General features: G+C 65.3%; 11 protein-coding genes and 2 pseudogenes. 4 read left to right on the forward strand and 9 right to left on the reverse strand.

What is annotated here, in order from left to right; all coding sequences use genetic code 11:
* Window positions 1–2 precede the first annotated feature (2 nt).
* On the forward strand, window positions 3–866 hold the full coding sequence (locus Q0743_RS33265; protein ID WP_298245643.1) for a phytoene/squalene synthase family protein: 864 nt from the start codon (window positions 3–5) through the stop codon (window positions 864–866).
* 45 nt (window positions 867–911) lie between these two features.
* Window positions 912–2,156, forward strand: a complete 1,245-nt coding sequence (locus Q0743_RS33270) for a threonine ammonia-lyase (protein WP_298245644.1) — start codon at window positions 912–914, stop codon at window positions 2,154–2,156.
* 27 nt (window positions 2,157–2,183) lie between these two features.
* On the opposite strand, the pseudogene Q0743_RS33275 reads toward Q0743_RS33270, so the two are convergent.
* Window positions 2,184–3,083 (reverse strand): annotated as a pseudogene (locus Q0743_RS33275) (transcriptional regulator); the annotation flags it as partial.
* A gap of 1 nt (window position 3,084) precedes the next feature.
* On the opposite strand from Q0743_RS33275, the pseudogene Q0743_RS33280 reads away from it, so the two are divergent.
* Window positions 3,085–3,228 (forward strand): annotated as a pseudogene (locus Q0743_RS33280) (cupin domain-containing protein); the annotation flags it as partial.
* Window positions 3,229–3,289: 61 nt separating this feature from the next.
* Here the strand turns inward: Q0743_RS33280 and Q0743_RS33285 are convergent.
* The 5 genes from Q0743_RS33285 to Q0743_RS33305 form a co-directional block, all read right to left on the reverse strand.
* Entirely contained in the window at window positions 3,290–4,468 is a 1,179-nt protein-coding gene (locus tag Q0743_RS33285; RefSeq protein WP_298245645.1) for an aminotransferase class V-fold PLP-dependent enzyme, read from the reverse strand.
* A gap of 74 nt (window positions 4,469–4,542) precedes the next feature.
* Window positions 4,543–5,124 (reverse strand): CAP domain-containing protein, encoded by a 582-nt coding sequence (locus tag Q0743_RS33290; protein WP_298245646.1) that lies wholly within the window; start codon window positions 5,122–5,124, stop codon window positions 4,543–4,545.
* 84 nt (window positions 5,125–5,208) lie between these two features.
* On the reverse strand, window positions 5,209–6,303 hold the full coding sequence (locus tag Q0743_RS33295) for a serine/threonine protein kinase (RefSeq protein WP_298245647.1): 1,095 nt from the start codon (window positions 6,301–6,303) through the stop codon (window positions 5,209–5,211).
* 7 nt (window positions 6,304–6,310) lie between these two features.
* On the reverse strand, window positions 6,311–7,738 hold the full coding sequence (trmFO, locus tag Q0743_RS33300) for a methylenetetrahydrofolate--tRNA-(uracil(54)-C(5))-methyltransferase (FADH(2)-oxidizing) TrmFO (RefSeq protein ID WP_298245648.1): 1,428 nt from the start codon (window positions 7,736–7,738) through the stop codon (window positions 6,311–6,313).
* A gap of 127 nt (window positions 7,739–7,865) precedes the next feature.
* On the reverse strand, window positions 7,866–8,018 hold the full coding sequence (locus tag Q0743_RS33305; RefSeq protein WP_007590701.1) for a DUF1127 domain-containing protein: 153 nt from the start codon (window positions 8,016–8,018) through the stop codon (window positions 7,866–7,868).
* A gap of 692 nt (window positions 8,019–8,710) precedes the next feature.
* Between Q0743_RS33305 and Q0743_RS33310 the strand changes: the two genes are divergently transcribed.
* Entirely contained in the window at window positions 8,711–8,974 is a 264-nt protein-coding gene (locus Q0743_RS33310; RefSeq protein ID WP_298245649.1) for a hypothetical protein, read from the forward strand.
* Window positions 8,975–9,044: 70 nt separating this feature from the next.
* Here Q0743_RS33310 and Q0743_RS33315 read toward each other — a convergent pair whose 3' ends face one another.
* The 3 genes from Q0743_RS33315 to Q0743_RS33325 all read right to left on the reverse strand — a co-directional run.
* Entirely contained in the window at window positions 9,045–9,869 is an 825-nt protein-coding gene (locus Q0743_RS33315; RefSeq protein WP_298245650.1) for a lytic murein transglycosylase, read from the reverse strand.
* A 130-nt stretch (window positions 9,870–9,999) separates the two neighbouring features.
* The gene (locus tag Q0743_RS33320) at window positions 10,000–10,908 is read right to left on the reverse strand and encodes a DUF2189 domain-containing protein (RefSeq protein ID WP_298245651.1); all 909 of its coding nucleotides are present in this window, start codon (window positions 10,906–10,908) and stop codon (window positions 10,000–10,002) included.
* A 211-nt stretch (window positions 10,909–11,119) separates the two neighbouring features.
* Window positions 11,120–11,301 (reverse strand): hypothetical protein (locus Q0743_RS33325; protein ID WP_298245652.1); only part of this gene is annotated, 182 nt, incomplete at its 5' end.

Here is an 11,301-nt window from a genome sequence, read left to right on the forward strand (position 1 = left end):
ACATGAGCAACGCCACACTGCCGCCGGACAACGTGTCCTTCTGCGCCGATCTCGTGCGCAGCCACGACTTTCCGCGCTATGCCGCGACCCTGTTCGTGCCTGCCGCCGAGCGCCGCGCGCTGCTGGCGCTCTACGCCTTCAATGTCGAGATCGTCCGCGTCCGCGACCAGGTCAGCCAGCCGCTGCCCGGCGAGATCCGCTTTCAATGGTGGACCGATCTGTTCTCGGGCCTCGTCCACGGCAGTGCCGAAGGCAATCCGGTCGCGGCCGAGCTCTTGCGCGCGATCCGCGATTTCAACCTGCCGGTCGAGCCGCTGTCGCTGCTGGTCGATGAGCACCAGTTCGACCTCTACAACGACCCGATGCCGACCATGGCGGCGCTGGAGGGCTATCTGGCCGCGACCTCGTCGGCACTGTTCGAGCTTGCGGCCCGGATCATGGCGCCGCCGTCGGAGGCGGCCGAGCATCTCGCCCGTCATGCCGGGCTGGCGCAGGGCATCGTGCAGGTCATCACCAACCTGCCGCGCGATGCATCACGCCGTCAGCTGTTCCTGCCACAGGAAATGCTGGCGAGCCATGGCTGCGACATGGAGGACGTGTTTGCCGGCAGGGATAGGGCGAACCTTCGCGCCGTGCTGGAGCAACTCACGGGCGAGGCGCAGCAGCATTTGACCACGGCCTTGTCGCTGCTGGCGCAGGTGCCGGCAGCGGCGCGTCCGGCGTTTGTGCCGCTCAGCCAGGCCAGGGCTGATCTCAAGCGCCTGACCCAGCCCGGCCGGAATCCGTTCATGCCGCAACCGACGTCGCGGCTGCGCACGCTGTGGACGCTGTGGCGGGCTTCACGTTCCCGGGAATTTACCAAATAGCGGTTGGCTTATCGCCCCGAACCGGCGGATGCTCTATGCTGTCCCATGGCTGAGTTGTCCCAAACCACATCGCCCGACCTCAGCGGCTTTTCGGTCGCGCCTGACGACATTCATGCGGCCGCCGAGACGATCAGAGGCGCCGTCGTCGAGACGCCCTGCAGCTACAGCCGCACGCTGAGCGGCATCTGCGGCTGCGAGATCTGGCTCAAATTCGAGAACCTCCAGTTCACTTCCTCCTTCAAGGAGCGCGGTGCGCTCAACCGCCTGACCGCGCTGACGGCTGAGGAGCGTGCGCGCGGCGTCATCGCCATGTCGGCCGGAAACCACGCGCAGGGCGTTGCCTATCACGCCAAGCGGCTCGGCATTCCCGCCACCATCGTCATGCCGGTCGGCACGCCGATGGTGAAGGTCGAGAACACGAGGCATCATGGCGCCGAGGTGGTCGTCACCGGCGCGACGCTGGAGGAGGCGGCGGCGTTCGCGCGCAGCCACGGCGAAGCGAGGGGCATGATCTTCGTCCACCCCTACGACGATCCGCTCGTGATCGCAGGGCAGGGCACCGTCGGTCTGGAGATGATGAGGGCGGTGCCGGAGCTCGATACGCTGGTCGTCCCGATCGGCGGCGGGGGCCTGATCAGCGGCATCGCCATCGCGGCGAAAGCGATCAAGCCGTCGCTGCGGATTTTGGGCGTCGAGGCCTGGCTCTATCCCTCGATGTACAACGCGATCCATGACGGCAATCTGCCGGCGCGGGGCGATACGCTGGCCGAAGGCATCGCGGTGAAATCGCCCGGCAAGATCACCACCGAAATCGTCCGCCGCCTCGTCGACGACATCGCGCTCGTCAATGAAGCCGAGCTCGAGCGTGCCGTTGCGACCCTCATCTCGATCGAGAAGACGGTGGTGGAGGGCGCCGGCGCCGCCGGGCTCGCCGCGCTGATGTCCGATCCGACCCGCTTCGCCGGCCAGAAGGTCGGGCTGGTCCTGAGCGGCGGCAATATCGACACGCGGCTGATCGCATCCGTCCTGACGCGCGAGCTGGCGCGCGAAGGGCGCTTGACCCAGCTCTCGCTCGACATCCCCGACCGGCCCGGACAATTGGCCGCAGTGGCCGCGCTGCTCGCCGAGGCCGGCGCCAACATCATCGAGGTCTCGCATCAGCGGACATTCTCCGACCTGCCGGCCAAGGCGACGCTGCTGCAGCTCGTCATCGAGACCCGCGATGCCGCGCATCTCGACGAGGTGATGGCACGGCTCAGCGCATCCGGACTGAGCGCGCGCTGCAGCTGAGCGGCGTAAACGCCGGGCCGGGGTTCGCTACTCCGGAAGGCCCGCCGCGCGGAGGGCACCGCCGAGTGAGGTCGCGAGGTCAGGCGCGCAATTGACGCCCTGAAATTGACGGCTGTAGCGAAACGTCGGGTGCAGCTCGAGTACCCGTGTTGCCGCTGCTCTTGCCTCCTGCAATCGTCCAAGCTTTGCGAGCGCTGCGGTCAACTGCACATAGGTAATGCTGTGGCGAGGATTGGCTTGCACCGAGCGGTGGGCGGCCCGGCATGCCTCCTCAAATCGGCCGCGGTGGAAATGTCCCAGAGCCTCCGCGTCGAAAGCGGCGAAAGCCCAGGAATCGAAAGGGCTGAGCCGCATCCCCCGTTCGCTCCATTCGATCGCGCGGTCCGCGTCGCCGCCCCAGCCCAGCATGACACTGCCCAGGATGTAGGTCAGCGCCGAGGATGGGCTGATGGCGAGGGCGGCATCGAGCGCCGCAAATGCAGCCGAGCGATCGTGACCGTCCATGCCAAGCGAAAAGCCCGCGAGGGTGAGGGCCAGGGCATCATCTTGGCCATGAGCGATGGCCGAGCGTGCGTGGCGGATCGAGGCCTCGCGATTGACGTCCTGCAAACCGGCTCGCAGAAACAGGCAGTGATGACACATCGCTGCATTTCCGTGCGCGAGCGCGTAGTCAGGCTCGAGCGCGATCGCTCGTTCGAGGAGCACGAGTGCCCGGGTGACCTGATCCGGCATGCCGGAATCGACGTCCGGTTGGGCGCGCAGGACGAGGTCATAGGCATCCAGGCTGTCCGGCCGCTTGCGGCTGACCCTGTTGATCTCGGCGCGCCGCAGGCTCGGTGCTATCGCGCCAACGGAGGAGAGAGCGATGTCATCCTGGAGAGCGAAGACGTCTTCGGACCGCCGGTCATACCGCTCGGCCCATACGTGCACCGTTTCGCCGCCGGGACATGAGCATTACTTTGAAGAGCTGGCCAAGCTGACGGCGAGTGGACCGCCAGATGCGAAAGCCATCAGCGACCTACGCGCCCGCTTCGATACCGATCAACTATCGGCGTTGACGACAAGAGCTTGAGATCTGCACGGCGCGACGGTGGATCGGCTTCAAGGTCGGTCCGATCTGCCGGCTGCTTTTGTTATCGCGACGCCAGATCCGCTAGATGCGCGATCAGCCGGTCCACCTCGGCTTCCGTGTTGTAATAGTGAGGTGAGGCCCGCACGAGATGCGGCAACGCGCGACGTTCGGCATCGATGCGCGTGCTTGGCGGATCGGATGCCCCGATCGTGATGCCGGCCGCGCCGGCGCTGCGGACGATATCCTCCGCTTCGTGGCCGTCCATCGTGAAGCTGACAATGGCGCCCGGCGTGCGTCCGAGGTCGCGAACTGTGATGCCATGAATGGAGGCGAGACCGCTCCGGAGACGTTCGGACAACAGGCGGCAGCGCTGCGCGATCGGGCCGATGCCGATATCGAGGGCGTAGTCGACCGCGGCGCCCAGACCGAGCCGGGCCGCGTAATTGTTCTCCCAATTCTCGAAGCGACGGGCGTCGGGTCGCAGTTGATAGGTGTCCCGCGACACCCAGGGCGCCGCAAAATGATCGATCATCGGCGGCTCGAGCTGTTGCAGCAGGGCCCGGCGGACATAAAGGAATCCGGTGCCGCGGGGGCCGCGCAGGAATTTGCGCCCGGTGGCCGACAGCATGTCGCAGCCGATGGCCTCGACGTCGACCGCCATCTGGCCGACCGCCTGGCAGGCGTCGAGCAGATAGGCAATGCCGTGCGCCCGCGCGATCTTGCCGATCGCCGCGGCCGGATTGACCAGCCCGCCATTGGTCGGAACCCAGGTGACTGCGATCAGCTTGACGCGCTCGTCGATCATGCGCGCGAGCGCATCGACGTCGAGCTCGCCGCTGGCATCGCTCGGCACCACCTCGATCACCGCGCCGGTGCGTTTGGCGACCTGAAGGAAGGCGACGTAATTGGCCGCGTATTCCGCTTCGGCGGTCAGGATCCGGTCGCCTTTGCGAAACGGCAGCGAATAGAACGCCATCTGCCAGGCGACCGTCGCGTTCTCCACCAGGGCAATCTCGTCGGGCGCGGCATTGATCAGACGGGCCACCGAAACGTAGACGGAATTGAGCCGGTCGGCTTCGCGATCGGCCGCGGCATAGCCGCCGATTTCGCTTTCGAGATCGATATGTCCCTTCATCGCCGCGACAACCGGCGTCGGCATCAGGGCGGCGCCCGCGTTGTGGAGATAGGCGAGCCGGGAGGCGGCTGGCGTGTCGGCACGAATTCGGTCGAGGTCAATCACTCGCGCTCTCCGCTTTTCGCGATCTCGTGCCTGAATTAGGCGCGTTGCCTGGCGCGAGCAAGAGCCGGCTCGTTTCAGATGCAAAGGCCGAGCAGCTTGACGTGGCAACTGCCGGATTTGGTCTTGGACTCGGATTTCGGCTTGCTTGCAGGTGCCGCCTCGCGCTTCACGGCAACCAGCGGCTCCTGGTCCCTCTTGCCTTTGCCCTTGCCTTTGCCCTTCGGCTCGTAATCGCCCGCGATGACCATGGCCCAATAGGTGCGTTTGCCGCTGACGTTCCTGGCGCTGGCGATGCCGACGCGGGAGGCGTTGTGCAGCAACAGGTTCTTGCGGTGGCCGGAGGAGTCGATCCACTGGCCCAGCGTCTTCTCGAAATTGTCGTACCCGTAGGCGATGTTCTCGGCGGCGCGGCCCGCGCCGGCCGGCGCGACGCGGCGGTTGAAGGGGCCGAGCGCGTCGTGACTGAGGTCGTCCTTGGCGGCCATCGCGCGGGCCTGGTCCATGGCGATGCGGTCGAGGGTGGCATCGCGGACCACGCGAACCTCACCGTGCTTGAGGCGGAAGCTGGAGATCAGCTCGGCCGGGGAATCTGCCATCGCGGGCGCCGCCGCCAGCAGCAGAAGACCAGCGATCATGCCGCCGGCCGCGCGATGCATCATTGTCCCCAGAGTGCCCATAACCCCGCCAAGCCCGTTTTTGTCCGACCGCTTCTCCATCGCCAATGTGGACGCTTCAAGGCGCTAGCTCGCCGGCAAATCCGCCTCGAAATTGAAGCGGTCGCGCAGGTTTTTCCGCTGCTCCAGGATGTCCTTGAGGAAGGCGCGATCCTGGTCGTTCCTCATCATGGGCTCGATCAGGTCGAGCTGATTCATGGCAACCAGCTGCAGGATCTCGGTGCGCGGCCTGCCGCTGGTGTCGCGCGGCAGCGCGTGCACGACCTGGATGTGTTCCGGCGGCTTCGGGCCCTTGGCGGCCGCGAGCTCGTTCCGCAGCTCGCCCTCGAGTGCGGCCTGATCGCCTTCGACGAAGGCGTAGAGCCCGACGCCGGAACGGCGGTCGGCAAAGGCGACGATGGCGGTGTCGCGTACGGCCGGATTCTTGCGGATCAGCTCCGCCAGCACCGGCGCATCATTAACGAGCCGGCGGCCGCCGCCTTCGCGATCGGTGAAGTTGAACAGGCCGCGGGTGATCGCGCGATAGACCTTCTTGCCGGTGGCAAGCCACAGGCTCGCCGCGAACGACTTCTTGGCGAGGATCTTTCGCTCGCGCGGCGTCAGCGCCTCCGGCGCGTAGGAGCGCTTGTGCTTGAGCAGATGGCGAAGGTCCTCATAGGCGAGGATGCGATAGAGCCGGCCGCGGCGATTGAAGCAGGCCGCGAGCTGGAAGTCGGTCACATAGGCGCGGCCGTCGCGGCCGACCAACCAGTTCTGTTCCTTGGCGAGATCGTTGTGGCAGATGCCGGCGCGGCGCAGGCGGCGCAAGGCGGCCTTGGCCGAGCGGAAATAGGCGAGATCGCCATGGGGTTTTGCGAGGTGCAGCGCGACGCCGTCGACGAAGCCGCGCACCAGCGCGCGGCGGCCGGCCCACAACAGCTCGGGGCCGACGTTGAGGCCCTTGGCGAGCCGCAGTGCATGCTTCTCGCGCGCGAACAGATGGCGCGCCAGAGGGAATGACCACCACGGCACTTCATCCAGTCGGCGCAGTACGGCGTCGACCTCGCCGGTCTCGCCGCGAAAGCGGCCACGCTCGACGGTCGAGAACACGTCGCGCTTGAGCAGCACGCCCTCGGTCCAGCGCGCCGACAGCGTCGCGGCGTCGTCTTTGGGTAGGCTCATCTTGAACTCACGCAGCCGCGGCGATGCGCAGGTGATCGGCGATCCAGCGATCGAGATCGGCGAGCGCCCGCGCGCTCATCGCCTGCTTCTTGGCCACCGTCTTCTCGTTGCCGCGCAGGCGCGTGCCGTCGGGCTTCTTGGTCGGCACGCTCGCAAGCGGCGGGAACAGGCCGAAATTGATGTTCATCGGCTGGAACGAGCGGGTGCCCGGCTCGATGGTCTCGATATGGCCGCCGGTGATGTGGCCAAGCAGCGATCCCAGCGCGGTCGTTCCCGGCGGACCGACAAGCGTCTCGCCGCGCGCATCCGCCGCCGCATAGAGGCCGGTGATCAGCCCGACGCTGGCGGATTCCACATAGCCCTCGCAGCCCGTCATCTGGCCGGCAAAGCGCAGCCGCGGCTGCGCGCGCAGGCGCAACTGACTGTCGAGCAGCTTCGGCGAGTTGAGAAAGGTGTTGCGATGCAGGCCGCCGAGGCGGGCAAATTCGGCCTTCTCGAGGCCGGGGATGGTGCGGAAGATGCGCTGCTGCTCGCCGTATTTCAGCTTCGTCTGGAAACCGACGATGTTATAGAGCGTGCCGAGCTTGTTGTCCTGGCGCAGCTGCACGATCGCGTAGGCCTTGGTGGCGGGGTCATGCGGATTGGTGAGGCCGACCGGCTTCATCGGGCCGTGGCGCAAGGTCTCGGGTCCGCGCTCCGCCATCACCTCGATCGGCAGGCAGCCGTCGAAATAGGGCGTGTTGGTCTCCCATTCCTTGAACTCGGTCTTTTCGCCCGCAATCAGCGCAGCGACGAAGCCGTCATACTGCTCCTTGGTCATGGGGCAGTTGATGTAGTCGGCGCCGGTGCCGCCGGGACCGACCTTGTCGTAGCGCGACTGGAACCAGGCCACCGACATGTCGATGGATTCGCGGTGCACGATCGGCGCGATCGCGTCGAAGAAGGCGAGCGCGTTCTCGTCCGTGAGCTCGCGAATGGCATCGGCGAGTGGGGCGGAGGTGAGGGGGCCGGTGGCAACGATCACGTTGCTCCACTCGGCCGGCGGCAGGCCCGAGACCTCGCCGCGGGCGATTTCGATCAGGGGATGGTCGTTGAGCGCCTTGGTGACCGCTGCCGAGAAGCCGTCGCGGTCGACCGCGAGCGCGCCGCCGGCGGGCACCTGGTTGGCGTCGGCTGCGCGCATGATCAGCGAGTCGAGCCGGCGCATCTCCGCATGCAGCAGACCGACGGCGTTGTTGGCGGCATCGTCCGAGCGGAACGAATTGGAGCAGACGAGCTCGGCGAGCCCGTCGGTGCGGTGCGCTTCGGTCATGCGGGTTGGCCGCATCTCGTGCAGCACCACGGGCACGCCTGATTTCGCGACCTGCCAGGCAGCCTCCGAGCCGGCAAGGCCGGCGCCGATCACGTGCACACTCTTGGAATGGGGTCCTGTCATGGGGCGGACAGGTAGCGCTTTTCGGCGATAAGTGGAATCGCCGAGATCGAGTTTTCTGCTTCCGAAAACGACAACGCCCGCACGAGGCGGGCGCTATCGGTTCGTTCCGGTAGAGGGCTGAACGATATCAGCCCTGATACTGGCCGGCAGCAACGCGCGGGATGTCCGAGCGATCGAGGCCGATATCGGCCAGTTCGCGATCGCTGAGCTGGGACAGCTCGGCAACATTGCGCTGATAATCCCGGAAAGCCTGGATCATGCGGATGAGCGAGAGCAGCATTGGTAGTCTCCTGTAGTTCGATTCAGCCCTTACTCGGACCTCATCGTTGAAATGAATATAGATGAGAGTGGTGCACTGCGAAAGTTCCGATGTTGCGATGCAGCTAAGCGTTGAGTGCATAGCGTGGGTAACGGACGATTAACCTGAAGGCGCTCCCGCCCGAAGCGAAGGCTGCGTAGGTCCAAGACGATCATAAACATCCGTGAATTCACGGAGTTACGGGATTCTACGTAGGTTCCAATGGCGAGGAAATAAGGTGCATGTTGCCGCGGGACAAGGCGGCCGATCAGCTTCTGAACCCAAGTCTCGCATGCGCGAATCGCATGGAAGTCGATCTCAATAAATGAACTAATATTCATAACATAAGTTGTTTTCCCGCCGGCTCAGAGCCCTGGGCAAGTCGGCGATTCGCCTCGCGGGACCCCGACGGATGAGCGGCGGTCTGTTGCTTTGGCGGCAGCGCGCGCTTGCCGAGAATGTCCGCTGCAACGCACACGTTGAACGTGCAGCCTTCATTACGCGGGTGTAATGAAAATCAGAAATTTCGCATGCGCCTCTGCGCCTCGCGCAACATCACGCAATTCTCGCGATGAGTTTACTGCGACAAGTTGCCACATGCGGAGAGAGTGACGCCGCAGAATCCCGCGATGTCGCTGGGTCTGTGCCAAGAACAAGAGAAGGAAAGTAACACCATGACGAAGTTACTCGGGGTTATCGCCATTGCCGCCGTTGCGTTCGCCGTCGCGCCGGCCCAGGCCGCCAAGCATGCCATGGGCGGCTGCAGCTCGGCCAATCTGGAGAAGACGGAGACTGCGATCGAAGCCATGCCCGACGGCGACAGCAAGCTGGTCGCCCAGAAGGAGATCGCCTCCGCTCAGGATTCGATGCTTAACGGCAAGATGGGTGCCTGCGGCATGCACCTCAACAAGGCGATGCACGCCACCATGGGCAAATAGAAACGTCGGGATTTAGGCGCACAGGGCCGGTCGCGGCGCGATCGGCCCCTACGTGCTTGTCGAGCGCTGCCTATGGAGCGCGCGCGAGCTGGGCGGCGAAATAGGCGACGGTCCTGGAATAGACCTCGCTCTTGTTCCACTGCTGCAGCACCGCGAAGTTCGGACTGCCCGGCTGCCAGTCCTTGCCCTTCTGCCAGCCGTAGCCGGCGAGATAATTGGCGGTGGAGGCGAGCACGTCGGGTGCGTTGTGCAGGAGATCGCGCTTGCCGTTGCCGTCGAAATCGACGGCGTATTTCATCCAGGACGACGGCATGAACTGGGTCTGGCCGAGCTCGCCGGCCCAGGCGCCCTTCATCTCGGCGGGTGCGAGATCGCCGCGCTGGACGATGCGCAGCGCATCCAACAATTCGGCACGAAACTGCTCGGCGCGCCGGCAGTCATAGGCCAGCGTCGCCAGCGATCGGATCGTGGCGAACTTGCCGGTGTTGACGCCGAAATCGGTCTCGAGGCCCCAGATCGCGACCAGGACCTCGCCGGGAACGCCATAGGTCTGCTCGATGCGTGACAGCACCGAGCCGTATTGCTTCATCCTGTTGGAGCCGCGCTCCAGGCGCGGCGGCACCATGCGGCCGGAGAACTCCTCGAAGGTCTGGGTGAAGACCTTTTGCGACTTGTCACGGTTCAGCACGCTCTGATCGAGCGTCACGCCGGCCAAGCCGGCGGTGATGGCCTGCTGCGAGATTCCCTTCGCCGCGGCGTCGGTTTTGAAATCCGCAAGCCAGGCGTCGAAATTGCCAGAACCGCAGGCAACCGCGGCGAACGCTGGCTGGGCGGACAGGATTGACGCGGAGAGGGCGAAGGCTGCGAGAGCGAGACGAGAAATCGTCGAGGTCATTCGAGGTAATGAATTCCGTGAAGCGATCTGACCGGCGGGCGCAATCTCGGTCGGAACCGCGGCCAAAGCAAGGCGTGCGAGAGGGCGCGATCCTGCCCGAGCCGGGGCAGGATCGCATGTCACGATATCGTCAGGCGTCCGTCCTGTTACGCCAGGGGAAGAGGTTGGCCGGGAAGTCGGCAGCGGGCTTGCGCGGACGCTGCGGCGGGGGTGGCACCGGACGTGCACCGGGCTCCGAGACGATCACCTTGCGGTAGAGATGCCAGGTGGCATGGCCGAGCAGGGGGATCACCACGGCAAGGCCGAGGAAGGCCGGGATCGTGCCGAGCGCGAGCAGCACCGCCACGATCAGACCCCAGGCCGCCATCGGCACCGGGTTTCTGGCGACGACGCGCAGCGAGGTGCTCATGGCCTCGAACGCGCCGGCATGGCGATCCAGCATCAGGGGAAACGACACGGCACTGATGCAGAGCGCGGCGAGCGCGAACAGGAAGCCGGTACCGCAGCCGACCACGATCAGCCACCAGCCTTGCTGCGTCGTCAGCACGCGCGTCATGAAGTCCGACATGCCGGTCACGCCCTCATAGCCGAACGCCGCGACATAGATCGCCTGCGCGGTCGCGACCCAGGTCACGAACAGAGCGAGCAGCAATGTGCCGAGGCCGAGCATGGCGCCGAACGAGGGCGAGCGCAGCACCTCCATGGCGTCCCAGGCGCTGGCTTCTTCATAGCGTTCGCGCCGGCTGGAGAGCTCATAGAGACCGAGTGCCGCGAAGGGACCGATCAGGGCGAAGCCGGCGGCGAGCGGAAACAGCAGCGGCAGCACCGAATAGCCCATGACCACGCGGGCGAGCACGAGGCCGAGCACCGGGTAGATCACGCAGAGGATGATGGCGTGGCTCGGCACCGCCTTGAAATCCTCCCAGCCGCGCCGGAGCGCGTCGTGCAGGTCGGAGAGTTGGATGGTTCGGATCACCGGTCCAGCCGCATCTGCGGGTTGGCCGATCGTGGGGACATTGCCCTGGTAGAGTGTGGCCATGGTCGCTAGCTCCCTTGCCGAGCGGCCGAATTCGGCGCCGGCAAACGGCGCGAGCGGCCGCCATTCTTGAGTTTCGCGAGTCCGACCAGACGCGAATTCCGGAAGGCATCGCGAGCTGAACGTAAAGCGTACGCCCATTTCCGAGTCCTGTCCCTCACGCTTGGGTGAAAATCGATGCCGCAGCGCAACTTTTGGCGGCGTCATTCGGTCGTCATTTCGCCGCAGATAAGCTGATGCTGCGCAGTGGTTCGCGGAACTTCGCGGGCGCAACGACGTAAATTCGTCTATAAGTGCCACTCAAGGCCCTTCCAACGGATCCTTTTCGGGGAGCAGACATGAGCATTTTCGGGAAAATCATGAGCGCGATCTTCGGCAGCCAGCCGGCTTCCGCCG

Origin of the sequence: uncultured Bradyrhizobium sp., from assembly GCF_936943645.1 — a bacterium.
Lineage (GTDB): Bacteria > Pseudomonadota > Alphaproteobacteria > Rhizobiales > Xanthobacteraceae > Bradyrhizobium.